We start from the raw sequence: 23,062 nt of genomic DNA, 5'->3' as shown, positions 1-23,062 counted from the left end.
CTTCGGTTTTCAGGGGCGGACGCCCGGCGTCTCCATGGGCATCCCCGCGGCGCGCTGCATCAGGTGGAGTTCCAGCTCGATCAGCTCCGGTGCGCCGAAGGGCAGGGGCTCCGCGCGGACGCCGGCCATGCAGTTGCGCAGGCGCCTCTGAAGTGAACCGAGCGCCTGCCACTCCAGCCGGTAGAGCGGGTAGGCGGTCGGGTGCGCCTGGGTGATCGGGGCGCCGCCGAGCCGGCCGTCCCACCGCTCGTCATGGCAGTTGGCGCAGGCCAATCCAAGCTGGCCCAGGGGCTGCTGGAAAAGCCGTCGGCCATTCTCGCGGAACGGGTCCAGCCGCGTGTCCCCAGGCGGTGCGACGGGCATGCCGCGGGACTGGTGGGCGACATAGGCGGTGAGCGCCAGCAGGGGATCGCTTTCGCGCGCCAGCGGCGGCGCCCCCTGCCTCGCCTGTCGGCACTGGTCGATCCGGCCTGCAAGGTCCACCGGGCGGTCCGACCCGTTGTCGAAAGCGGGGTAGCGGGCGGCGACCCCGCGCATGGTCCGCGCCGCGTCGCCGTGGCAGGTCGCGCAGGCCCGCCCCTCCGGGCCGGCCGGTTCGGCCCACAGCCGCTCGCCCTCCAGGACCCAGAGCATGCCGGGGTTGCTGGCGTCGTCCGCCTGCATCGCGCGGGTTTCCGGCGCCATGAAGTCGGCGCCGGAGCGCCGCGCGTCGGGTTCGACGTCCGCGGCCCCGGCAACGCCGCCGGCAAGGAGCGCCGCGGCGGTGACGCCGACGGCACGGCCGCCGCGCGTCATCCGGCGACCGTGATCTCGGCCGTGGCCGTTTGCGTCGCCCCGTGGTCGTCGGTCCAGGCGAGCGCGATGGTGCCGCTGGCCGTCGCCACCATGCTGAAGGCGATGTAGGGGTTGGCGGACATCGCGGGGTACAAGTCGGCGGCGAAGACCTCGGCGCCGTCGTAGGTGCAGACCAGCCGCCGGATGATGTGGCGGGGGATCGGCGCGCCGTTGGGGCCGATGCGGTAGCCGGTCTCCATGGGGTGGGCGATCATGGCGCGGATCTCGATCACCTCGCCGGGCCGGGCGGTCTTCGGTGCGTTGACCAGGGCGCGGGTCATGACAGATCCTCGATGCAGGCGGCGAGCGTGACGATCACGCTTCCGGTGCTCGACCAGAAGCTGCCGTCGCTCAGCTCCGCGACCGCGGCCAATGTCTGGCTGGTGGCCAGCCGGATGCGGGTGGAGACGCGCGCACGGCCCGAGCGCGGGCCCAGATGGAAGACGGCGACGTCGGGCTGCGGGTTCTTCTCGTTGAACAGCGCGATGCGGCGGACATGGTCGTCGGCGGTCATCGGGCTGTCGACGGTCACGGTCACGCCCACGGCGTTGCCGTTCTCGACCAGCGGCGGGATCTCCAGCCGCACCCGGCCGTCGTTGACGGGCGCCCCGCCCGTGAAGCCGCGGATCGCCTCCTGCAGCGTGGGACGCGCGGCGGCGCGGACGGTTAGGGACAGCACGAGCAGCCCGCCGGCACCGCCGAGGAGAAGGCCGCGCCGGCCAAGTCGCGGCGACCGTGACGGGGCATGGTGGGGCATGTCTCACTCCTTCAGGGTCACGAGATAGGCCACGAGATCCTCGATCTCGCCGTCGTCCAATATGGGACGGCCACGCCACGCGGCGGCCACCCGGCGTTGCGGATCGTCGTCGGCCGGTCGGCCGTAGGCGGGCATGATCGACGCGGGGTTGAGCCGCTTCATGTCCGCCACGCGCAACCGGATCTGCCCCTCCGTCAGGCGCCGGCCCACGCCGGCAAGGTCCGGGGCGATGCTGCCATGCAGATGCGGGGCGGGAAAGGGACCGGTGTGGCACAGGGTGCACAGGCTCTTCGGACGGTCGGCGACCAGCCGTTCACCCCGCGCGGGATCGCCGGGACGGCCGGTGAGCGGTGCGTCGATGGCGTCGTCCGCCATTGCGCTGGCCGGCGTCGTGGCGGAGAGCAGCATGACGACCGGCACGACACGCCAGGGGATCATCGCCCCGCCCCACCGAAGACGTCGCTGGTGATGGTGTGGAACCACGCCTCCGCGTAGCGCGCCTCCAACGCGCGCGTCTCCGGCGGGGCGTTCGGCGGACTGGTGCCGCCGGCGCCTTCGACCTCCCTCAGCAGACCGTCTTTCGGGTGGTAGACCCCGGCGACGGAGATGCCGTAGCCGGGGGCGACGAGGCTGTAGCAGGTGTTGACCAGCTTGGGAGCCGGCGGCGTCTCGCCACGAAGCAGGGTCACCACGGCGGCGGCGCAGACCTTGGCCTGTCCGTTCGCCGCGAAGGCGGATTTTGGCATGGCCCCGGCGATGGCCGCGTCGCCCAGCACATGGATGCCCGGCTGCAGGGTGGATTCGAAGGTTACGGGATCGATCGGGCACCAGCCGCTGCGGTCCGCCACGCCGGCCGCCGCGGCGATGGCACCGGCCCGCTGCGGCGGGATGACGGTGGCGACGTCGGCGCGGTGCTGGCCGAACTCCGTCACCAGGGTCTTCGACGCGGCGTCCACCTCCGTCACCCGCCCGCCGAAGGACAGCGACACCCATTCGATCAGGCCGGGATAGAGCTCCTGCCACGCCGCCTCGAACAGGCGCTGCTTGGAGAAGGCGTCCTTGGCGTCGAGGATGACCAGCTTGCTGCGCGGCTTGTGGGTCTTCAGGTAGTGGGCGATCAGGCTGGCCCGCTCGTAGGGGCCGGGCGGGCAGCGGTAGGGGTTGGCCGGCACCGCCATCACCACGACACCGCCGTCCTCCATCGCTTCCAATTGGCGACGCAGCAGCAGGCTCTGGGGACCGGCCTTCCAGGCGTGCGGCATGCGCTCCGCCGCCGCCTCGTCGTAGCCGGGCAGCGCGTCGAAGCGCAGGTCGATGCCGGGGGCGAGCACCAGCCGGTCGTAGGGCAGGGCGGTGCCGTCCTCCAGGCGGACGCGGCGGGCCTGCGGATCCACCGCGACGGCCGCGCCCCGCAGCAGCTCCACCCCCTCCGCCGCCACGCCGTCGTAGCCGAACTCCTGCGCGCCCATGTCGCGGAGGCCCGCGATCACGGCATTGGACATGGGGCAGGCGGTGTAGCGCGGGGACCGCTCCACCAGGGTGACGGCGACCGTCGGGTCGGCCCGTTTCACGGCGCGGGCGCAGGTGGCGCCGGCGAAGCCGCCGCCGACCACCACGACGCGCGGCGGCGCCTGGGCCAGCACCGCCGGAGCCCCCAGCGCCATCACCGCGCCGGCGGCCCCGAGCCCGCGCAGGACCGCCCTACGGCCCGGCACGGCGTGCCTCCCCGCCGCCGGGTGCCGACAGCCAGTCGGCGATGGCGCGCGTTTCCTCATCCGAGAAGCCCTTGGCGATGCGGTCCATGACGGTGGCCGGGCGGGTGCCGCCGCGGAAGGCCTGCATGGCCGCCACGATCTCCACCGCCGGCCGGCCGGTCAGGTCGGGGACCGGGCCGCCGACGGCGGCCGGAGCGTGGCAGCCGGCGCAGGACACCGCACCCGGTGGTGCCCCGGCGGTCGCGCCGGGAGGCGGCCCGGCCGCCGCCCCGGGGTCGGCGGCGGCCAGGACCGACACCCCCGCCCACAGCGCGAGGCTTCGGGCGGAGCCGGTCATGCGAGGCTGTGGTTCTTCAGCGGCAGGGTGCGGATGCGCTTGCCCGTCGCCGCGAAGATGGCGTTCAGCACGGCGGGGGCGGCGACGGCGATGGTCGGCTCGCCCACCCCGCCCCAGAAGCCGCCCGACGGCATGACGATGGTTTCCACGTCCGGCATCTCCGCCATGCGCATCACCTCGTAGCTGTCGAAGTTCTCCTGCTCGATGCGGCCGTTCTTCACCGTGCATTCGCCGTAGAGCGCCGCCGACAGCCCATAGACGAAGGACCCCTCCACCTGCCGCTCGATCTGCGCGGGGTTGACCATGTGGCCGGGGTCGGTGGCGGCGACGATGCGGTGGATCTTCAGCCTCCCGTCAGTCACCGACACCTCCGCCGCCGCGGCGACGTGGCTGCCGAAGCCCATGATCTGCGCGAGGCCACGGGCAACGCCGGCTGGCGGCGGCCGGTCCCAGCCGATGCGCTGGGCCACCGCGTCGAGCACCGCCAGATGCTTGGGATGGTTGGCCATCAGCTTGCGGCGGAAGGCCAGCGGATCGACGCCGGCGGCGTGGGCCAGCTCGTCCATGAAGCATTCCACATAGATGGTGTTCTGGTTCAGGTTGACCCCGCGCCAGAAGCCGGGCGGCACCGGCGGGTTGCGCATGGCGTGGTCGATCAGCAGATCCTTGATCGCGTAGCCCAGATGCCCCTCCGGCCCCGCCGCGTTCAGCCCCTGGAACACCACCGGGTCCTTGCCGCCCTGCATGCCCTCCGGCCGCACCGCCGCCAGGATCGACTGGCCGGAGATGCGCATGTGCAACGCCGTCAGGTTGCCGTCGACGTCCAGCGTGCCGGTCATCCGGGCCTGGGTGATCGGGTGGTAGGCGCCATGCAGCATGTCCTCCTCCCGCGACCAGATCAGCTTGACGGGGGTGCCCGGCAGGTCCTTGGCGATGGCGACGGCCTGCCGGACATAGTCCTGGAAGTTGCCGCGCCGGCCGAAGCCGCCGCCGAGATGGATCTTGTGGATGTCGCACCGGTCGACCGGCAGCCCCGCGGCCTCCGCCGCCGCGGCCAGGCTGGCCTCGCCGTTCTGCGTCGGCACCCACACCTCGCAACGCTCGGGCGTGTAGAGCGCCGTGGCGTTCATCGGCTCCATGGTCGCGTGGTTCTGGTAGGGGTAGGCGTAGTCGGCGGTCACCGTCCGGCCGCCGCGCGCGAGTGCTGCCCGCGCGTCGCCCATGGTGGTGCCGACGAAGGCGTCGTCGGCGCCGAGACCCGCCTTCAGCGTCTCGGCGATGGAGGCGCTGGACACCGCCCGGTTCGGCCCTTCGTCCCAGACGATGGGCAGGGCGTCGAGCGCGGTCTTGGCGCGCCACCAGGTGTCGGCGACGACCGCCACCGTGGCGTCGTCGATCCGCACCACCTTGCGCACGCCGGGCATGGTGGCGACGGCGGCGGCGTCCAGGCTGGCGATCCGCCCGCCGAAATGCGGGCAGGCCTTGACCGCGGCGTTGAGCATGCCGGGCAGCTTCAGGTCCACGCCGTAGACCTGCTTGCCGGTGAGCTTGTCGGCCGTGTCCAGCCGCTTCAACGGCTTGCCGGCGATGGTCCAGTCCTTGGGGTCCTTCAGCGCGACGGTCTTCGGCGGCGTCATCCGCGACGCGTCGGCGGCGACGGCGCCATAGCTCGTGGTGCGCCCGGTGGGTGTGTGGGTGACCACGCCCTTGGAGGCGCGGCATTCGCCGGCGGGGGCGTTCCAGCGCGCCGCCGCCGCGGCGACGAGCATTTCACGAGCGACGGCGCCGCCCTGGCGCACATACTCGTGGGAATCGCGGATGCCGCGGCTTCCGCCGGTGGAGAAGCTGCCCCACACCCGCTGCCGGGCGAGGTTCTGGCCGGGCGTGGGGTATTCGGTCGTCACCTTCGACCAGTCGCACTCCAGCTCCTCCGCCACCAGCTGGGCGAGGCCAGTCAGGGTGCCCTGGCCCATCTCCGAACGGGCGATGCGGATCACCACCGTCTCGTCGGGGCGGATCACCACCCAGGCGTTCACCTCCGCCGGGGAGCCGACGGGCTGGGCGAGCGCCCCACCGGTCAGCGGGATGTGGAAGCCGAGCGACAGCCCGCCGGCCGCCGCGGCGGTGCCGACGATGAAGCCACGGCGGGAGACCGATTGAACCTGTGTCATGGGTGCCTCCCTCAGCCTTCCTGGGTCGCGCCGGCGCCCTTGGCGGCCAGCTTGATCGCCGCACGGACGCGGTTGTAGGTGCCGCAGCGGCAGATGTTGGTGATCTCCGCCCGGATGTCGTCGTCGCTTGGCTTCGGGTTCGTTTGGAGCAGGCCGGCCGCCGCCATGATCATGCCGGTCTGGCAGTAGCCGCACTGCGGCACGTCGAGCGCCGCCCAGGCCTTCTGGAGGGGGTGCGAGCCGTCCGGGGAGAGCCCTTCGATGGTGACGATGCGCTGTTCCGGGGCCACCGCGCTGACCGGCATGGCGCAGGACCGGATGGCGACGCCGTCGATGTGCACGGTGCAAGCGCCGCACTGCGCGATGCCGCAGCCGAACTTGGTGCCGGTCAGGCCCACCTGCTCGCGGATCACCCAGAGCAGGGGCGTGTCGGGATCGGCATCGACGTCTCGAACCTCGCCGTTGATGGTCAATCGGGCCATGTCGGGTTCCTCGCGCAATGGGATGGGCCGGTGGGATGGGCCGGAATGCACCGCGGGCGTGACGGCGGACGCGGCATCGCCCCCAGGGACTTACACTGATTGTTCGGACCGTCAACGATCCGACGGACCCGAGCCTAGGCCGCGGCTGTCGCAGAATTTTGCCTCCGCGATCGGCGGTTGTCGCGGCGTGTCGCGCAGCGGCGGCTTGTGACGCTTTGATACAATTCCGTGCCGCGCCACCCGTCGCGGCACTTTTCTTGCGGCCACGACTGTCTTTAGATGACAGAAACAGGACGCCACCGCCGCAAGCCGGAGCCGCGTGCATGGACACGGTACCGCACATCGCCGTCGTCGACGACCACCGGGACATCCGCGACCTGGTGGGCAAGTATCTCGTGCAGCACGGCTACCGCGTCAGCGTCGCGGAGAGCGCCGCGGCGTTGCGGCGCCTGCTGGAGCGCAACGCGCTCGACCTCGTCATCCTCGACGTGATGATGCCGGGGGAGGACGGGATCAGCGTGTGCCGCCATCTGCGCGGGACCACGGAAATCCCCATCATCTTCCTGACCGCCATGGCGGAGGAGACCGACCGCATCATCGGGCTGGAACTCGGGGCCGACGACTACCTGACCAAGCCCTTCAACCCGCGGGAATTGCTGGCCCGCATCAAGGCGGTGCTGCGGCGGGTGAACAGCCTGCCGCCGCAGCGCGGGGTGCCGAAGGCCCGGCTGCTGCGCTTCGACCGGTGGGCTCTCAACGTCGGGCGGCGCGAGCTGCAGGGTGCCGATGGCGTGGCCGTCCCGCTCAGCACCGCCGAGTTCCGCCTTCTCAGCGCCTTTCTCGACCACGCCGGGCTGGTGCTGAGCCGTGACCAGCTCCTCGACCTGACCGTGGGACGGAGCGCCGACTGCTTCGACCGCAGCATCGACAACCAGGTCAGCCGGCTGCGCAAGAAGATCGAGACCGATCCCCGCAATCCCATGCTGATCAAGACCCACTGGGGCGGCGGCTACAGCTTCACCGCGGAGGTGGAGCAGGCATGACCCGACTTCTGCCCCGCAGCCTCGCGGCCCGGTTCATCGCCGTCTTCCTGCTGGCCCTGGCGCTGTCGCAGGGGGTCGGTTTCCTGATCGCGTGGGAAGACCGGGGGCAGGCCTTGCGCGCCCAGGCAAAGGCGGAATTCCTCAGCCGCACCGCCTCGCTGGCCTTGCTGCTGGAAACCACGCCGTCGGCGGTCCACACCGACATGCTGCAGGTCAGCGGCACCGCCTACACCCGCTTCTGGATCTCGCCGCAGCAGCCGATGGACGCCGGCCGCTGGCGCAAGGAAGCCTGGGTCCAGCTCGCCAAGCCGCTGCCGACGCTCCACAAGCCGCAGCCCGATCCCCAGCCGGGCCCGGTGGTAGACAGCGCGCCGGGGACGGCGATGCTCGGGGCGGCCAACGCCACGACCGTCACCGACGACACGGTGCGCTGGCTCGACCTGCCGCCGCACGCATGGCCACTGTCGCGACCGGCCAAGTTCATGTATCTCGACACCGCCATCGGGATGGGGCTTGCCGTGCGTCTCGACAACGGCGCCTGGCTCAACGCCGCCTTCGCGAAATCCCTGCAGAATTCCCCCTGGGCGTCGCAGACGGCGCTGTCGCTGGCCGTCACCGCGGCCGTTCTGTCGGGTATCGCCGTCATCATCGCCCGCGGCATCGCGCGGCCGATGCGCCGCCTTGCCGCCGCCGCCGAACAATTGGGGCGGGGCGAGACGGTGCCGCCGCTCCCCGAATCCGGACCCGACGACATCCGGCAGACGGCGGAGGCCTTCAACCGCATGCAGGCCCGGCTGCAACGCTTCGTGCACGACCGCACGCGCATGCTGGCGGCGATCGGCCACGACCTGCGCACGCCGCTGACCTCCTTGCGCCTGCGGGCCGAGTTCGTCACCGATCCGGAGCTTCAGGAGAAGATGCTGAACACCATCGCCGAGATCCAGACCATGACGGAGGCGGCGCTGGCCTTCGCCCGGGAGGAGGCGACGGTGGAGGAGACGCGCACCGTCGATCTGTCGGCGCTGGTCGAGAGCCTGTGCGACGACCTGGCCGACCTGGGGTCCGACGTCCGCTTCACCGGCGGAACCAGGATCAGCCTCCGCTGCCGTCCGGACGCGTTGCGCCGCGCCATCCGCAACCTCGTCGAGAACGCCGTCCGCTACGGCGAGCGGGCGCGCGTGCGGGTCGGGCGGGAGCCGGGCGGTGTGGAGATCGTGGTGGAGGACGATGGCCCCGGCATTCCCGCCGACCAGACCGAGCAGGTCTTCGCACCCTTCTTCCGCCTGGAGCATTCCCGCAACCGCGAGACCGGCGGTGTCGGTCTCGGCCTCTCCATCGCCCGGACGATCGCCCGCCACCATGGGGGCGACGTCCGTCTGTCGAACGGCGACGGGGGGTTGCGGGCGGTGCTGGCGCTGCCGCTCGGAAAGGGGCACCCGGCGGACGCGTGAGGCGGCCGGCACCACGCGCAAGGTCGCCCCATCAACAGGGTTGCACGGTTGGTCCGATGGCGGTGTCCGGACGCTTGGCTCTACAGCCGCTCGACGATCGCCGCGATCCCCTGTCCACCCCCGATGCACAGGGTGGACAGCCCGTAGCGGCCGCCGGTTCGCCGCAACTCGTGAACGAGCTTCACCGTGTTGATGGCGCCGGTGGCGCCGACCGGGTGGCCGATCGAAATGCCGCTGCCGTTCGGGTTGACCCGTTCCGGATCGAAACCGAGCTCCTGCGCGACGGCGCAGGCCTGCGCGGCGAACGCCTCGTTGGCCTCAATCACGTCCATGTCGGCGACGCGCAGGCCGGCCCGCGTCATGGCGGCGGCGGTGGCCGGCACCGGCCCCATGCCCATGTAGGCCGGATCCACCCCGGCGAAAGCGTAGGCGACGAGCCGGGCCATGGGAACCAGGCCATGCCGACGCACCGCGTCGGCGGTGGCCAGCATGACCGCGGCGGCCCCGTCGTTCATGCCGGACGCGTTGCCGGCGGTCACCGATCCCCCCTCCTTGAAGACCGCCGACAGCTTGCTGAAATCCTCGGCGGTGGCGCCGCGCCGGATGTGTTCGTCCCGTTCGAAGGCGACGGACTGCCGTTTCTGGCGGACCGGTACCGGCACGATCTGGTCCTTGAACCGGTCCTCGTCCCAGGCGCGCTCCGCCCGGCGATGGCTTTCCAGGGCATAGGCGTCCTGCGTCTCCCGGCTGATCCGGTAGCGTTCCGCGACGTTCTCGGCCGTGACGCCCATCAGGATGCGGTGGAAGGGGTCGGAGAGCACGCCGTGCAGCACGTCGGTGAGTGCGGTGTCGCCGAAGCGGGCACCCCAGCGGGTCGCCGGGGACTGGAAGGGCGTACGGCTCATGCTCTCCGCACCGCCGGCCACGGCCAGCTCGGCGTCGCCCAGCGCCAGCATCTGCGCCGCGGACAGGATCGCCTGGAGACCGGACCCGCAGAGCCGGTTCACCGTCAGCGCCGGCGTGTCGTGCCCAAGGCCCGCCTCGATGCCGACGACCCGCGCCAGATAGGCGTCGCGCGGCTCGGTCGGGACGACCTGCCCGAACACCACATGCCCGACCGCCCCCGGATCGACGCCGCTCCGGCGGACCACCTCGGCGGTGACGATGCTCCCGAGCTGCGCAGGCGGAACGTCGCGCAGCGTTCCGCCGAAACCGCCCACGGCGGTCCGCACCGCGGCAACGATGAAAACGTCTTGCATCCCTGTGTCCTTCACGGTTGGTGGCGATGCGGGCGGTCCGATGGTCCGCTCACCCGTTCAGCGTGGCGAAGCCGGCGCCATCGCCGGCAAGGCGGGCGAGCAGCGGCGACGGCTCCCAGGCCCAGCCCTGGTAGCCGCGGGCGAATGTCCCGATGCGGTCGAGCACCGTCGGCAGGCCGAGGCGGTCGGCGTGGAACATCGGGCCGCCACGGAAACGGGGAAATCCGTAACCGTTGAGGTAGACGACATCGATGTCCAGCGGGCGGGCAGCGATCCCCTCCTCCAGAATCCGGGCACCCTCGTTGACCATCGCGAAGAGGCAGCGCTCGACGATCTCCTCGTCCGCGATGTCCCGCCGGGCGATGCCCAGCGTGGCGGAGTGCTGGACGATCATCGCGTCGATCTCCGGATCCGGCTCGCCCCGCCGGCTGCCCGGCGGATAGAGGTAGTAGCCGGCGCCGGTCTTCTGCCCGAAACGGCCCCTCTCGCAGAGAAGGTCCGGGATCCGCGAGTAGGGGCGGTCCGGCTGTTCGACCGCGCGGCGTTTGCGGATGTTCCAGCCGATGTCCTGGCCCGCGAGATCCATGACGCGCAGCGGGCCCATGGCAAAGCCCCAGCGCTCCATCGCGCCGTCGATCTGCGCCGGCAACGCCCCTTCCTCCAGCAGGAAATAGGCCTGACGCAGGTATTCCTCGAAGATGCGGTTGCCGATGAAGCCGTCGCAAACGCCGGATACGACGCCGGTCTTGCCGATCCGCCGGGCGAGCGCCAGCGCGTCGGCGACCACCTGCGGCGCGGTGCGCGGACCGCGGATCACCTCCAGCAGTTTCATCACGGGGGCCGGGCTGAAGAAATGCAGGCCGATCACGGACTCCGGCCGGCCGGTGGCGTCGGCGATCCGATCGACGTCGAGGGTCGAGGTGTTGGTGGCGAGCATCGCGTCGGGGCCGGCGATCCGGTCGATCCGCTCGAAGATGCGGCGCTTGACCTCCAGGTCCTCGAACGCCGCCTCGATGAACAGGTCGGCGCCGGCCGCGGCGTCCAGATCGGCGACACACCGCAGGCGTTCGCTGCGTGCCGCGGCTTCCGCGGCCGTGCAACGGCCCTTCTCGACGGCCAGCCCGATCGCGCGCTCCACCGTGGCCGACGCGCGGGACAGCGCCTCGGCGCTGCTGTCCACGAGACTCACCCGGAACCCGGCCTCCAGCAGGACCGTCGCGATGCCGGTGCCCATGGTTCCGGCCCCGACCACGGCGGCGGTGGACCAGCGGCCAGCCGGTCGCGGCACCGGCAGACCCGGCACCGAGGGCGCCTTGCGCTCCGCCAGGAAGGCGTGGCGGAGACCGCGGGCCGCCTCCGACACCATCAGCCGGTCGAACGCGCCGTGCTCGAATGCCAGGCCCTCGTCGAACGGCAGGCCGAGGGCCGCCTCGACGCACTCCACGATCAGCCGGGGCGCGTCGCCCAGGCCGCGCCGCTTCGCGGCGGCCGAACGGGCTGCGGCGACATCCAGCGACCCAGCAATGGACCGGTCGCGGACGCGGGGAAGCGGTGCCGGCTGGCCGGCAATTTCCCGCCCCAGTGCCGTCGCCGCCGTGAGAAGGTCGCCATCCGAAACGCGGTCGATGATGCCGAGCCGCAGCGCCTCCGTCGCCGACATGCGGCGGCCGGAGAGCATGATGTCGAGCGCCGCTTCCGGCCCGGCGAGCCGGGGCAGGCGCTGCGTGCCCCCGGCGCCCGGCAGCAGGCCGAGCGTCACCTCCGGGAGCGCCAGTTGCGTGGAGTCCGCACACACGCGGGCGTGGCAGGCGAGCGCGAGTTCGAGGCCGCCACCGAACGCCATGCCGTGCATCGCCGCGACCACCGGCTTGCCGATGTCGTCGAGCAGCGCCATGAGCGCGCGGACCGGCGCGACATCGCTCCGCGGGTCGTCGCCGAAATCGGCGATGTCGGCGCCGGCCGAGAAGCAGCGGCCGCTTCCGCACAGGACGATCGCCACGACGGCGGCGTCCGACGCGCAGGCGCGCAGGGCACCGGCGATCCCGTCCACGACGCCGGTGCGGCACGACAGGGCGTTGACCGGCGGGTTGTCGATCATGAGGATGGCGACACCGTCCCGATCGGTGCGCTTGACGGTCACCATGGCTGGATCCTCGTCGCGTCCGCGCCCGACAGGAGCCCGGCGGTGTCCGCCCCCAGCGGCGGCGCTATTGGCAGCGTGATGCGGTCGCCGCCATCGCGGAAGGCCGGTCCAAGGGCCAGCGGTTCTCCGTCGATGCCGATCCCGGGCGTCTGGCTGTAGACCTCCGACAAATACTCGTGCAGGTCGCGGACCCGCGCCGATGGGACGCCTTCCGCGTTGAGCCGCCGCTCCAGCGTCCCGGCGTCGGCGGAGGCGAAGGCATCGGCGAGGGCGTCCCGTAGTGGGTCGGTCGCGAAGCCGAACAGGAAGGCGTCGGCGGCGATCTCCTCCGGAACGTGCGGGGGAGCCGCCAGCTCCGGCCGGCCGAGCAGCCGGCACAGGGTGACGAACTGTCCCTTCGTGTTGGCGGCGACCGAGATGTGCCCGTCCGCCGTCGCGAAGGTGTCCGCTCCCGGACTGCCGACAAAGCCGCGGTTGCCGACACGTGCCGGCGCCCGGCCGGTGTCCAGCGTCGCGGTGACCGGTCCGGACATGAGCGCCAGGGCGGAATCGATCATCGACACGTCCAGCGTGATCGGCGCGGTGTCCCCGCGCAGCCGCCGGACCGCGGCGGCCAGGATCGCCTCCGCCGCGCTGATGCCGGTCGCGATGTCCACGACCGGAAAGCCGACCTTCATCGGCGTGTCGGTCGCCCCCTGCAGCGACATCATGCCGGTGGCGGCCTGGATGACGTGGTCGTAGGCGCCGCGTGCGCTGTTGGGACCCGCCTGTCCCCAGCCGGAAATCGAGCAGTAGATGATCTGCGGCCGTACGGCGCGGATGTCCTCCGGCCCGAGTCCAAGACGCCGCGCCGCGCCGGGACGGAAATTCTCCACGAAGATGTCGGCGCTCCTCGCCAGCTCCAGCAACGCCTCACGTCCGGCGGTGCTGGCCAGATCCAGCACAACCGACTTCTTGCCCGCGTTGAGCGCGCGGAATCCCGCGGGAAGGCCGCCCAGCTCGGGCCGCAGGGCCAGCTCGCGCATGGCGTCGCCGATGACCGGCCGTTCGACCTTGATGACCTCGGCGCCGAGACAGCGCAGATGATGCGTGGCGCAGGGGCCGGCCAGCACATGCGTCAGGTCGAGCACTCGAACCCCCTCGAGTGGCTGCATGTCGTTACTCCTCAGTGGATGCGCCGGAAGGCCCGCGAGAGCGGAAGAAAGAGGGCGAGGGTGATCAGCAGCAGCACGATGGTGAGCGCCGCCGCCTCGCCCGTGCGGGTTTCCGACCAGAGTTGGAAGATCAGGACGGGCAGGGTCATCGAACGGGTGGACCCTCCGCCCAGGAACAGCGGGGTGTTCAAGTCCCGCAAGGCCGACAAGGCGACCAGGGTGAAAGTCGCGAACAGCACCGGGCGCAGCAGCGGCAGCGTCACCGTCGCGGCGATCCGCGCCCGTCCGGCCCCGCAGATGCTCGCGGCCTCTTCAAGCGAGCGGTCGATCTGGCCGAAGCCGTCACCGATGTTGCGCGTGGCGATCGGCAGGGAGCGCGCCGCCTGGGTCATGGCGATCAGCAGCAGCCCGCCGTAGAGCCCCGCGGCGGAGCCGATCCACGCCCACATCACCGCGGTCAGGAAGGCGACCGAGGGAACCAGGATCGTGTACATCGCCGCACCCTGCAACAGGGTGCGGCCGGGCAGATTGGTCCGGCGCACGAAGTAGCTGACGAGCGTGGCGACCAGAAGGACGATGGCAACCTCCATCGCCGCGATCGTCAGGCTGTTGCCGGTGATCCGCCAGAACGCGAAGTACTCGAAGATCACGTAGTGGAAATTCGCAAACGACAGGCTGGCGAAGCTGAATCCGCCGAAGGACTGGGCGTTCAGCGACATCCACAGCACGACGACATAGGGTCCGGCGACCGCAACCACCGTCACCAGCACCACGAAGGCCGCCCAGGCCGGCCGCCAGCGGCCGAGCGGCATGGCGGCGGCCTTCATCCCCTTGCCCGCCAGCACCGCGAAGCTTCGGCCGCGCTGCCGGCGGGCGAGACGGACCAGCAGCCCCACGACGAGCGCCGTCGCCACGAAGATGACGCCCATCGCCGCGGCCAGTTCGAGCCGTGGCGGAAAGGCGTTGAGGAACAGGTAGAGCTGGGTCGAGAAGACATAGATGCGGGCGGGCATGCCAAGGATCGCCGGCACCGCGAACAGCCCCCAGGCGATGATCACCGAGAAGGCGGCGGCGGACACCACCGCGGGTGCCACCAGCGGCAGGGTCACCGTGCGGACCACCGTGAACGGCCGGGCGCCGGACACCCGCGCCGCCTCCTCGAAGCTGCCGTCCACCGACGCCAGCGCGGCCTCCACCGTCAGGAAGACGAAGGAATAGAGGAAGAGCGCGGTGACGAAGATCATCCCGCCCATCGACTGGATGTTGAACGGCTTCACCCCGAAGAGCTGGTCGAGCAGCAGGTTCGCGAAGCCGGCGTTCGGGCTGGCGATGTAGACGTACGCCATCGCCGTGAGCCAGGGCGGCGAGACGAAGGCGAGGATGGCCGTCATCCGCGCCAGCCGCTTGAACGGCACGTCGGTGCGCGACACCAGAACCGCCAGGGTGATGCCGACCAGCAGCGCCAGCCCGGCCGAGCCGACGGCGAAGACCCAGGAGTTGACCAGGATGCTGGTGAAGGCGAACTTCTCGCGCAGCTCCAGGAAGTGCGAGAACCCGTAGCCGCTCTTTCCATGCAGGCTTCCGATCAGAAGCCAGATCATCGGGTAGACGGTGAGAACCAGAAGAACCGCGGCGGTCGCGCCGAAAAGGATGCAAAGCCCGAGTTGCCGCGGAAGGCGGGATGTCGCATCGGCCGGGGCCGGAATTGCCACCATCAGGCGCCCTCCGGGAAGACGAAGTACGCGCCGGGGGCCACCTGTACCATGACCGGTGCGCCTTCGGCGAAGACGCCACCATGGCTGGGAACATAGGCGGTGATGTCATGTCCGCCGCAGCGGATCAGATATTGGACCTCGCGCCCGAGATACTGGGTGAAGACGACCTCGCCCGGCCACCCCTCCGTCGCCCCGGCCGGCCGCAGGACCACGTCGGAGGGACGGAACAGGAGCTGCATCGCACCGACGCCGTCGACGGTGCCGGGATGGTCGGACAAGGAGCCCAGACCGTCGATCAACAGCCGGCCATCGACCCGCCGCACCGCCAACCGGTTGGTGGCACCGAGGAAACGCGCGACCTCGGCCGTCCGCGGGTTGCGGAAGACCTCCTCCGGCCGCCCGCGCTGAACGGCGTGCCCGTGCGACATGACCATGATCTGATCGGACAGCGCCAGTGCCTCCGACTGGTCATGCGTGACCGCGATCATCGTCATACCCGTCTCGCGCTGGATGCGCTTCAGTTCCTGTCTCATCTCCTCGCGCAGATGCGCGTCGAGGTTGGCGAGCGGCTCGTCCAGTAGAAGAAGTTCCGGATCGTAGGCGAGCGCGCGTGCGAGCACGACGCGCTGCATCTGTCCGCCGGAAAGCTGGCCGGGGAACCGCTCGCCATAGTCGGAGAGCCGCACCAGCGCCAGCGCGGCACGGACCCGCCGGTCGATCTCGTCGCGGGAGCGCCGCCGCATCTTCAGGCCATAGGCGACGTTCCGCGCGATCGTCATGTGCGGCCAGATCGCGTAGGACTGGAACACCATGCCGAGGTTGCGCGCTTCCACCGGCACACGGTCGCGGCCGTCCTCGAAGACGGTCCGCGAGCCGATCACGATCCTGCCCGACGTCGCCGTCTCAAGGCCGGCGATGCAGCGCAGGGTCGTCGTCTTGCCGCAGCCGGACGGCCCGAGCATGGTGGTTATCTCGCCCTCCGGGACGACGAACGACACGTCGTGGACCGCCCGCACGGACCCATAGGTCTTGGCGAGTTCAATGACTTCGACTCTCGACACGGGTCAGCTCATGATCTTGCGCCAGGTCTCGATGATCTCTCCGCGCTTGGCGGTCAGCTCGACCAGGTCGGGTTCGTAGAGTTTCAGGTCGGCCACGAAGGGCAGTCCCTTGGGCGGGAGCGCCTCGGTGTTCGACCCGTAGGTCCCCATCTGGTCGGCGATCGTCGTCTGGAACTCGGCCGACAGCATGTGGTTCGCCAGAACCGCCGCGGCGGCGGGCTGGGGCGATTTTGAGGACACGAACAGGCAGTAGCGCGCCATGACCGTGCCGTCCGCCGGGAAGATCATCCGGATGGGGGCGTTCTGTTGCCGGTACAGATAGCCCCAGCCCTGCGACAGGACGCAGATCGGCTTTTCGCCCCGCGCCACCGCCTGCATCGCTTCGGCCTGCAGCCGCATCTCGCCGACCTCGTTGGCCCGCAGCGCCTTCACGAAATCCCAGCCGTGCTGTTCGACCAGCGCCTTGATCAGCAGGGTGGTCGATCCGGCGTTCTCCGGCGCGCCGAACAGGATCTGCCCCTTGTAGCGGGGATCGACGAGGTCGGCGTAGGTGCGTGGTCCCTGGCCCGCCGGGATCATGGTGCTGTTGACGGCGATCACGAGCGCCAGCCCGCCGGTCGGGTAGACGCCGGCGTCCGTCATGGCGAAGGCCTTGCCGAGCTTCGCGACGTTTGGAAGATCGGGCGTCGCCGCCCACCCCCTGTCCCGGGCGTAGAGGCCGAGCGCGTATTCGCTCAGCAGACAGACGTCGGCGGTGGCGGCACCGCCCGTCAGCTCCTGCTCGTACTTGCGGATGACGATCTCTCCGCCGCCGGGGCGTGCATACTCGACGGCGATGCCTGACTCCTTGCTGAACCGGGCGATCACCGGCTCCTCGACCCTGGCGATGCCGGAGGAGTAGAAAACCGCCCGCTTCTCCTTGCGGGCCGCCGCCACGGTGGCGGACCAGTCCGCCGCCCATGGCAACGATGGCAAAAGCGTCGCGGCGCCCGCGGCGAGCGCTCCGCCAAGCACGGCACGTCTGTGAATCATGTCTTTTCCTCCCTTTGGGTGAGCCACTTCGGGGACGTCTTGTCTGGAAAACGGGTCGGCAGGATGGACGCTGCCGCAGCGGCCATCCGTGCCACCGGGCGCCCGACCATCGGGCCACCTGGCCGCACCGCCGCCAAAACGGTAGTGATCACTACCATATCGCCGGGACAGGTCTGCGGTCAAGCGGCGATGCGTGTCATTGCGGATGGTTTCAGACGCGTACAGTTCGGCGGGCGGGCCACGCATGCGGGCGCACCCTCCCGGCACCGAGGCTCCCGTGAGGCCGGCGGGCACCAGGGCGATCCAGGTTCATGATGTCTTGTGAAGGATCGGCGCGGTGGGCGACGATGGTCCCGCGCGCCCGCCCCCCCTCTACGAGGGCGTGTCGGAGCAGGACGGATCCAGTTCCTTCAGCATGGCCTCGGCTTCGGCCTGAAGCCGGTCGAGGCAGAGGTTCAACACATCGACGCTTCCCTCGGGCAGGGTCGCCAGCAACCTCTCCTGCCGCCGCCGGGCGACGGCCATGATCGCGTCATGCATCTCCCGGCCCTGTTCCGTCAGGCTGAGGCGGACGCGCCGCGTGTCCCTGGTGTCGGAGGACCGGGTCAGGAATCCGCGGTCGGCGAGACACTTGACCGAGAGACCGACCCACGCCTTGTCCGTGGCCAGGGCACGGCTGATGTCGCGGGCCGTCGCTCCGTCCCGCGACGCAAGGATCGACATGACGCGCCATTCCGGCATCGTCACCCCGAACTGCTGCCGGTAGTAACGGCTGCTGTACAGGGACAGGGTGTTGGATAGAATGAGCAGGCGGGTGGTGAGTAGGTCCTTGACCGATTTCGGGTCATTCATGCCAAAACCTGAAACTTGATCGGGTTGACTCTGCCGGATTGAAGGATGGTTCCGCGGCAGCATAGTCGCGATGCACCGGCGAGGGGAGGGCTTTCCGGTCGGGGCGCCACAGCCCCGGATCGCCGGTCAGCGATCGGCAACGGCGACGGACCATATCGTCAGACCATCATACAATCGGTTTGACAGATCCTCGGGCGCCATGGTCTCCTCTCCTCCCGCCATTGCGGACAGGAGACAGTCCCATGATCGACATCCGACCCTGTGGCTCCGTGCCCTCGCGGCGTGCGCCGGCCAGCGCCTTCACCGGCGTGGTCTGGCAGGAACCCATCATCGACGCGCCGGCCCCGGCCCTGCTGAAGTCCAATCTCGTCACCTTCGAGCCGGGCGCGCGCACGGCCTGGCACACGCACCCCATGGGGCAGACCCTGTACGTCACCGTCGGTTGCGGCCGGATCCAGGAATGGGACGGGCCGGTGCGCGCGATCCGCGCCGGCGACGTGATCTGGATTCCGCCGGGCGTGAAGCACTGGCACGGCGCCGGTCCCGAGACCCGCATGTCGCACATCTCCATGCAGGAGGGGCAGGACGGCGTGGTGGTCGAGTGGCTGGAGCATGTCACCGACGAGCAGTACGCCGTGGAGCCGTCGTGACCGCCGCGGTGGTGGCGGCGAGCGCCGCACTCGCCCACTTCGTGGTCGGCTCGCGTTGGGAGGATGTGCCCGAGGATGTCCGGCACGAGGCCAAGCGGTCGTTGCTCAACATCTTCGCCACCGCCTTCGCCGGCAGCCGCGACCCGGCGACCGGCATCGCCATCGAGGTCCTGGCGGGCCTGTCCGGCCCGGCGACCGCCACGGTGATCGGGCGGCGGGAACGGTTCGACCCGCTGACCGCCGCCTTCCTCAACGCCGCGGCCGCCAACCTCCACGACTTCGACGACACCCACCACCCGACCATCATCCACCCGACGGCGCCGGTGGCGCCGGCGTTGTTCGCCCTGGCGGAGGGTCGGCGGGTCGCCGGTGCGGACCTGCTGCACGCCTTCATCCTCGGTGTCGAGGTGGAGTGCCGGATCGGCAACGCGGTGTCGCCCGGACACTACCGGCGCGGCTGGCACATCACCGCGACCTGCGGGGTGTTCGGCGCCGCCACCGCCGTTGGCCGCATCCTCGGCCTCGACGAGCGCCGTACGCTGTGGGCGCTGGGCAACGCCTCGGCCCAGGCAGGTGGTCTGGTGGAGACGCTGGGCACGATGTCGAAGAGCATCGGCGTCGGCAACGCGGCACGCGGCGGTCTCCTGGCGGCCCTGCTGGCCGAACGCGGCTATTCCGGGCCGGAGCGGCCGCTGGAGGGACCGCGGGGTTTCCTCCCCGTCACCGCGGACGCGCCGGACCTCGCCGCCATCACCGGCGGGTTGGGCGGCCGCTGGGAACTCCGGCGGAACACGCACAAGCCCTACCCGTGCGGGGTGGTGCTCAACCCGGTGATCGACGCCTGTCTGGCGCTGCGGGACGATCCGGATCTGGTGCCCGGGCGGGTGGCCGCGATCACCGTGCATGGCCATCCGCTGCTGCGCGAGCGGGCCGACCGGCCCGCCGTGACGACAGGACGCGAGGCGCAGGTGAGCGCGCAGCACGCCGTCGCCGCGTCCCTGATCTTCGGGGCGGCGGGGATCGACGAGTTCTCCGACGCCGCGGTGGCCGACCCGCGGGTGCAGGCGCTGCGCGCCAAGGTCGCGGTGGTCGAGGATCCGACCTTCCCGGTCGAGGCCGCGCGCGTGGTGGTCACGCTGGAGGATGGCTCCCGGCTGGCGTCCGATGTCCCGCACGGGCGCGGCACGCCCATGCGCCCACTGGCCGATGGGGAGATCGAGGACAAGCTGCGACGGCTCGCCGCCCATGGCTGTCCCGGCCTGGACCCGGCGCCGCTGATCGACGCCGTGTGGTCGCTCGACCGATCGCCCGACCCCGGCGCGCTGATGGCGTTCACCCGTCCGGCGGAAACCTGACGGGGAGGGCGCCGCTCCGTCACGGGGCCGAGCGGCGCTCGTCCAGCACCGGCAGCGCCGCCGCGCGCGCGTTCAGGATATGCTCCTCCGCGGCCTTCTGCGCGCCGTCCAGGTCGCGGCTGCGGATGCGTTCGTAGAGGCCGTCGATCTCGCGCAGGCTGACGGGAAGCCGCTCCGGCCGCGAGAAGGACGTCGCCCTCAGCAGGTTGATCCGCGTGAAGAGCGACGACAGGAACTCCTTCACCAGCCGGTTGCCACAGCCGTCGAAGATGATGTCGTAGAAGCGCGCCTTGGCGGCCAGCAGGCGGTTGCGGTCGCCGCTGGCCGCCTCCTCGTGCAGCGCCCGGACGGCCCCGCCCAGCCGTTCCACCTCCTCGTCACCGGCAAGCCGCGTGAACTCGCGGGTGGCGTAGCCTTCCAGAAGGGCGCGGAGCGCGTAGAGATCGCCGGCCTCCTCGCGGGTCAGCAGGGTGACGATCGGTCCCTTGTTGGGGATGATGGTGACCAGCTTCTCCGCTTCCAGCGCCCGCAGCGCCTCGCGGACCGACGGACGGCTGACGCCCAGCATCTCGCACAGCTCGCGTTCGACCAGCCGCTCGCCCATGGCGAAGCGGCCGGTCATGATCGACCGGCGCAGGAACTCCTCCACCTGGCTGCGGAGCGTCAGCGGTCTGGCGGTCGGGTCGGGCGGCATGCGGTCCATCGGCGTAGGGGATCGACATAAGGGTGGCGCGGTCCGGTGGCGCGGCAATGCCGGCCGCCGGCCACGCCCGGTTACCACACAGCCGTGGCGGGAGGAACCCCTTGCCCGATCGCCCCGAATCCGGTCACTGCATCTGCCCCGGCAGCCAGGTCACGATGGACGGCACCAGGTAGATCAGCGCGACGAAAGCCAGCATGATCCCCACGAAGGGCAGAACGCCCAAGACGATCTCCTTCAGCGCCACCCCGCGGCTCATGCCCCGCAGCACGAACAGCACGATGCCCACCGGCGGCGTGATCAGCCCGATCTCGATCATCAGCACGAGGTAGATGCCGAACCAGATCGGGTCGAAGCCCAGCGCCTTGACGATGGGGAAGGTGACGGGCAGCGTCATCAGCATCATCGAGATCGAATCGATGAACATCCCCAGCACGATGTAGAGCAGGGTGATCACCGTCATCACCAGCCACGGCGCCAGCTCGGCCGACTTCACCAGATCCACCAGCGTGCGCGGCAGGCGGAGATAGTCGAAGACCCAGCTGAGGATGGCCGCACCGACGACGATGATGAGCAGGAAGGAGGTGACCTTCACCGTGTCGATCGCCGTCTCGACCAGCATCGCCACACCGACCTTCCGCCGCAGAACGCACAGCACGAAGGCGAAGGCCGCACCGACCCCCGCCGCCTCCGACGGGGTGGCGATGCCGGCGTAGAGCGACCCCAGCACCACCGTGATGACGCTGAGGAAGGGAAGCATGCCCGCGAACGCCGCCAGTTTGGCGGCCCAGGAATAGCTGTCGCCGCGCGGGGCCGCCCCCGGCACCAGGGTGGACCAGCCCAGCACCCCGCCCATGAAGCAGGCCGCCAGCAGGAGTCCGGGGATGATCCCGGCGATGAACAGCAGGTTCACCGGCGCCCCCACCGCCGTGCCGTAGATGATCAGCGGGATGCTCGGCGGGATCAGCACGCCCAGCGTCGCACCGGCGGCGGCGACACCGTAGGTGAGCCGCGTGCTGTAGCCGCGGCGGATCATCTCCGGGCAGGCGACGCTGCCCAGCGTCGCCGCGGTGGCGAGGCTGGAGCCCGACACCGCGGCGAAGACGGTTGCCGCGCCGACGCTGGCGTGGGCCAGCCCGCCGGGGGTCCGGCCGAACCAGCGGACGAGGCTGTCGAACATGTCCGTTGTCACGCCGCTGCGCCACAACAGCGCCCCCATCAGCACGAACATGGGCACGGCCGTCAGGGTGAAGGTGTTGACCCCGCTCCAGGAGCGTTCGGCCAGCAGCGACAGCTGCGGCAGGGGCAGCAGGAAGAGCAGCCCGAACAGCCCGGTCAGCCCCAGCGCCAGCGCGATCCGCACCCCGATCAGCAGCAGGAACACCACGGTGACGGCCAGCAGGATGCCGACCTGCGCCAGCGGCTGGCCGTGCGCCAGCCAGAAGGCGGCGCCGATCCCGGCAAGCACGCCGGCGAACGCCAGCGCCACCGCCGGGCCGCTCGTCACCAGCGCCGCGGTCATCACCCACGCGGCGATCGCCACGGTCCCCCAGTCGAACGGCGTGCCGCGAATCGGTGCCATGCGGGTTCCCAGCAGCAGCAGCACGGCAAGGAGCGCCGCGCACAAGGCCGGAAGCAGCCACCGCCCCGCCCGCCCGACCGCCGGCCGGTCCCTCTGGAGGTCGGCCAGAATGGCGAGGGCGAAGGCGATAAGACCGATGGTGACCGGGGTCTGCGGGATCCACTGCGGGGTGGCGAGGAGGCCCCAGTCGCGGGTGTCGAAGACGAATTCGCGCACGTTGAACACGGCCATCTGCCACGCGGCGAAGAGAACGAAGACGAGGCCGATCCATTGTGCCACCACGTCCATTCCCTGCCGCAACCGCTCGGGCAAGGCGTTGGACAGCAGTTCGACCCTGATGTGGCTGCCGTCCTTCTGCGCCACCGCAAGACCCAGGAAGGTCATCCCCACCAGCAGGTAGGTGGAGATCTCGGTGACCCAGTAGGTCGGTTCGTTGAACACATAGCGGGAGACGATCTCGAAACAGACGATGCCGGTAATCGCCAGCAGGGCGACGCCGGCAAGCCCACCCAACGCCATGGTCAGGCCGTCGATGATGCTGACGAACGCGAACCGCCGGGCGTCCGCCGCGGCGGACTGGGTCGGCTGTATGACCGCCTCCATGTCGTGCTCCCCCCCCTTGTCCCTGAATCGGGGCCTGATTCTGGCAGCCGCATCGCGGTGCGCGGCGCTTTGTTGGGTGAAGCACTATCACACCGCTGGATCGCCTTGCAATATGCTCATCATATTGTATGATCGGCATACGGAATGACGCGATGACCGACCGCCG

21 protein-coding genes are annotated in these 23,062 nt (G+C 70.6%); 4 read left to right on the top strand and 17 right to left on the bottom strand.

All coding sequences use genetic code 11. The features are described from left to right. Positions 1-9: 9 nt before the first annotated feature. The 8 genes from soxA to HL658_RS14650 are packed head-to-tail and all read right to left on the bottom strand — an operon-like array spanning position 10 to position 6,296. The gene (gene soxA, locus HL658_RS14685) at positions 10-795 is read right to left on the bottom strand and encodes a sulfur oxidation c-type cytochrome SoxA (protein WP_180282835.1); all 786 of its coding nucleotides are present in this window, start codon (positions 793-795) and stop codon (positions 10-12) included. Then, on the bottom strand, positions 792-1,115 hold the full coding sequence (soxZ, locus tag HL658_RS14680; RefSeq protein WP_180282834.1) for a thiosulfate oxidation carrier complex protein SoxZ: 324 nt from the start codon (positions 1,113-1,115) through the stop codon (positions 792-794). Before soxZ ends, soxA begins: the two co-directional genes overlap by 4 nt. Then, positions 1,112-1,591 (bottom strand): SoxY-related AACIE arm protein, encoded by a 480-nt coding sequence (locus HL658_RS14675; RefSeq protein WP_180282833.1) that lies wholly within the window; start codon positions 1,589-1,591, stop codon positions 1,112-1,114. Before HL658_RS14675 ends, soxZ begins: the two co-directional genes overlap by 4 nt. Positions 1,592-1,594: 3 nt before the next feature. Further along, a complete protein-coding gene (gene soxX, locus HL658_RS14670) occupies positions 1,595-2,029 on the bottom strand; it encodes a sulfur oxidation c-type cytochrome SoxX (RefSeq protein ID WP_180282832.1) in 435 nt (144 codons plus the stop codon). Next, complete coding sequence (locus tag HL658_RS14665) at positions 2,026-3,306, bottom strand: FCSD flavin-binding domain-containing protein (protein WP_343055110.1); 1,281 nt, start codon at positions 3,304-3,306, stop codon at positions 2,026-2,028. Before HL658_RS14665 ends, soxX begins: the two co-directional genes overlap by 4 nt. Next, positions 3,293-3,643, bottom strand: a complete 351-nt coding sequence (locus tag HL658_RS14660) for a c-type cytochrome (protein WP_180282831.1) — start codon at positions 3,641-3,643, stop codon at positions 3,293-3,295. Before HL658_RS14660 ends, HL658_RS14665 begins: the two co-directional genes overlap by 14 nt. Then, entirely contained in the window at positions 3,640-5,814 is a 2,175-nt protein-coding gene (locus HL658_RS14655) for a xanthine dehydrogenase family protein molybdopterin-binding subunit (protein ID WP_180282830.1), read from the bottom strand. The genes HL658_RS14660 and HL658_RS14655 overlap by 4 nt, the downstream gene beginning before the upstream one ends. A gap of 11 nt (positions 5,815-5,825) precedes the next feature. After that, positions 5,826-6,296, bottom strand: coding sequence for a (2Fe-2S)-binding protein (locus HL658_RS14650; protein ID WP_180282829.1), 471 nt, complete (start codon positions 6,294-6,296; stop codon positions 5,826-5,828). A gap of 323 nt (positions 6,297-6,619) precedes the next feature. Here HL658_RS14650 and HL658_RS14645 point away from each other — a divergent pair, with 323 nt between their 5' ends. Together HL658_RS14645 and HL658_RS14640 are read left to right on the top strand one after the other, a co-directional pair. Continuing rightward, positions 6,620-7,339, top strand: a complete 720-nt coding sequence (locus HL658_RS14645) for a response regulator (protein ID WP_180282828.1) — start codon at positions 6,620-6,622, stop codon at positions 7,337-7,339. Then, on the top strand, positions 7,336-8,790 hold the full coding sequence (locus tag HL658_RS14640; protein ID WP_180282827.1) for a sensor histidine kinase: 1,455 nt from the start codon (positions 7,336-7,338) through the stop codon (positions 8,788-8,790). Before HL658_RS14645 ends, HL658_RS14640 begins: the two co-directional genes overlap by 4 nt. An 80-nt stretch (positions 8,791-8,870) precedes the next feature. On the opposite strand, the gene bktB is transcribed toward HL658_RS14640, so the two are convergent. From bktB to HL658_RS14605, 7 genes are all read right to left on the bottom strand, one after another. Further along, complete coding sequence (gene bktB / locus HL658_RS14635) at positions 8,871-10,049, bottom strand: beta-ketothiolase BktB (RefSeq protein ID WP_180282826.1); 1,179 nt, start codon at positions 10,047-10,049, stop codon at positions 8,871-8,873. A gap of 49 nt (positions 10,050-10,098) precedes the next feature. Then, a complete protein-coding gene (locus HL658_RS14630) occupies positions 10,099-12,192 on the bottom strand; it encodes a 3-hydroxyacyl-CoA dehydrogenase NAD-binding domain-containing protein (protein WP_196242229.1) in 2,094 nt (697 codons plus the stop codon). Continuing rightward, a complete protein-coding gene (locus HL658_RS14625; RefSeq protein ID WP_180282825.1) occupies positions 12,186-13,346 on the bottom strand; it encodes a CaiB/BaiF CoA transferase family protein in 1,161 nt (386 codons plus the stop codon). The genes HL658_RS14630 and HL658_RS14625 overlap by 7 nt, the downstream gene beginning before the upstream one ends. Positions 13,347-13,357: 11 nt before the next feature. After that, positions 13,358-15,061 carry an ABC transporter permease gene (locus HL658_RS14620; protein WP_180282824.1) on the bottom strand — a complete coding sequence of 568 codons (1,704 nt, stop codon included), beginning with the start codon at positions 15,059-15,061 and terminating at the stop codon, positions 13,358-13,360. Continuing rightward, positions 15,061-16,122: an ATP-binding cassette domain-containing protein gene (locus HL658_RS38005; RefSeq protein ID WP_180282823.1), complete on the bottom strand. Its 1,062-nt coding sequence runs from the start codon at positions 16,120-16,122 to the stop codon at positions 15,061-15,063. Before HL658_RS38005 ends, HL658_RS14620 begins: the two co-directional genes overlap by 1 nt. A 3-nt stretch (positions 16,123-16,125) precedes the next feature. After that, positions 16,126-17,154: an ABC transporter substrate-binding protein gene (locus HL658_RS14610; protein WP_180282822.1), complete on the bottom strand. Its 1,029-nt coding sequence runs from the start codon at positions 17,152-17,154 to the stop codon at positions 16,126-16,128. 372 nt (positions 17,155-17,526) lie between these two features. Then, positions 17,527-18,006, bottom strand: coding sequence for a MarR family winged helix-turn-helix transcriptional regulator (locus HL658_RS14605; protein ID WP_180282821.1), 480 nt, complete (start codon positions 18,004-18,006; stop codon positions 17,527-17,529). A 242-nt stretch (positions 18,007-18,248) separates the two neighbouring features. Here HL658_RS14605 and HL658_RS14600 point away from each other — a divergent pair, with 242 nt between their 5' ends. Then, positions 18,249-18,656 carry a (R)-mandelonitrile lyase gene (locus tag HL658_RS14600; protein ID WP_196242228.1) on the top strand — a complete coding sequence of 136 codons (408 nt, stop codon included), beginning with the start codon at positions 18,249-18,251 and terminating at the stop codon, positions 18,654-18,656. Then, entirely contained in the window at positions 18,653-20,011 is a 1,359-nt protein-coding gene (locus tag HL658_RS38000) for an MmgE/PrpD family protein (RefSeq protein WP_180282820.1), read from the top strand. Before HL658_RS14600 ends, HL658_RS38000 begins: the two co-directional genes overlap by 4 nt. 19 nt (positions 20,012-20,030) lie before the next feature. Here HL658_RS38000 and HL658_RS14590 read toward each other — a convergent pair whose 3' ends face one another. Both HL658_RS14590 and HL658_RS14585 read right to left on the bottom strand, forming a co-directional pair. Further along, the gene (locus tag HL658_RS14590) at positions 20,031-20,705 is read right to left on the bottom strand and encodes a GntR family transcriptional regulator (protein WP_180282819.1); all 675 of its coding nucleotides are present in this window, start codon (positions 20,703-20,705) and stop codon (positions 20,031-20,033) included. A gap of 133 nt (positions 20,706-20,838) precedes the next feature. Then, the gene (locus HL658_RS14585; RefSeq protein WP_180282818.1) at positions 20,839-22,896 is read right to left on the bottom strand and encodes a TRAP transporter large permease; all 2,058 of its coding nucleotides are present in this window, start codon (positions 22,894-22,896) and stop codon (positions 20,839-20,841) included. Positions 22,897-23,062: the final 166 nt, after the last annotated feature.

This window comes from Azospirillum oleiclasticum (genome assembly GCF_013423485.1).
Taxonomy (GTDB): Bacteria; Pseudomonadota; Alphaproteobacteria; order Azospirillales; family Azospirillaceae; genus Azospirillum; species Azospirillum oleiclasticum.
This window is presented reverse-complemented; position numbering and strand designations above follow the sequence as displayed.

What these genes read in the sequence shown, in the direction of transcription:
- HL658_RS14630 (WP_196242229.1), bottom strand. Translation starts at nt 12,192, where the DNA reads ATGGTGACCGTCAAGCGCACCGATCGGGACGGTGTCGCCATCCTCATG.
- HL658_RS14640 (WP_180282827.1), top strand. Translation starts at nt 7,336, where the DNA reads ATGACCCGACTTCTGCCCCGCAGCCTCGCGGCCCGGTTCATCGCCGTC.
- HL658_RS14620 (WP_180282824.1), bottom strand. Translation starts at nt 15,061, where the DNA reads ATGGTGGCAATTCCGGCCCCGGCCGATGCGACATCCCGCCTTCCGCGG.
- HL658_RS14590 (WP_180282819.1), bottom strand. Translation starts at nt 20,705, where the DNA reads ATGCCGCCCGACCCGACCGCCAGACCGCTGACGCTCCGCAGCCAGGTG.
- HL658_RS14625 (WP_180282825.1), bottom strand. Translation starts at nt 13,346, where the DNA reads ATGCAGCCACTCGAGGGGGTTCGAGTGCTCGACCTGACGCATGTGCTG.
- HL658_RS14605 (WP_180282821.1), bottom strand. Translation starts at nt 18,006, where the DNA reads ATGAATGACCCGAAATCGGTCAAGGACCTACTCACCACCCGCCTGCTC.
- soxX (WP_180282832.1), bottom strand. Translation starts at nt 2,029, where the DNA reads ATGATCCCCTGGCGTGTCGTGCCGGTCGTCATGCTGCTCTCCGCCACG.
- soxA (WP_180282835.1), bottom strand. Translation starts at nt 795, where the DNA reads ATGACGCGCGGCGGCCGTGCCGTCGGCGTCACCGCCGCGGCGCTCCTT.
- HL658_RS14660 (WP_180282831.1), bottom strand. Translation starts at nt 3,643, where the DNA reads ATGACCGGCTCCGCCCGAAGCCTCGCGCTGTGGGCGGGGGTGTCGGTC.
- HL658_RS14655 (WP_180282830.1), bottom strand. Translation starts at nt 5,814, where the DNA reads ATGACACAGGTTCAATCGGTCTCCCGCCGTGGCTTCATCGTCGGCACC.
- bktB (WP_180282826.1), bottom strand. Translation starts at nt 10,049, where the DNA reads ATGCAAGACGTTTTCATCGTTGCCGCGGTGCGGACCGCCGTGGGCGGT.
- HL658_RS14600 (WP_196242228.1), top strand. Translation starts at nt 18,249, where the DNA reads ATGATCGACATCCGACCCTGTGGCTCCGTGCCCTCGCGGCGTGCGCCG.
- HL658_RS14585 (WP_180282818.1), bottom strand. Translation starts at nt 22,896, where the DNA reads ATGGAGGCGGTCATACAGCCGACCCAGTCCGCCGCGGCGGACGCCCGG.
- HL658_RS14610 (WP_180282822.1), bottom strand. Translation starts at nt 17,154, where the DNA reads ATGATTCACAGACGTGCCGTGCTTGGCGGAGCGCTCGCCGCGGGCGCC.
- HL658_RS14645 (WP_180282828.1), top strand. Translation starts at nt 6,620, where the DNA reads ATGGACACGGTACCGCACATCGCCGTCGTCGACGACCACCGGGACATC.
- HL658_RS14650 (WP_180282829.1), bottom strand. Translation starts at nt 6,296, where the DNA reads ATGGCCCGATTGACCATCAACGGCGAGGTTCGAGACGTCGATGCCGAT.
- HL658_RS14675 (WP_180282833.1), bottom strand. Translation starts at nt 1,591, where the DNA reads ATGCCCCACCATGCCCCGTCACGGTCGCCGCGACTTGGCCGGCGCGGC.
- soxZ (WP_180282834.1), bottom strand. Translation starts at nt 1,115, where the DNA reads ATGACCCGCGCCCTGGTCAACGCACCGAAGACCGCCCGGCCCGGCGAG.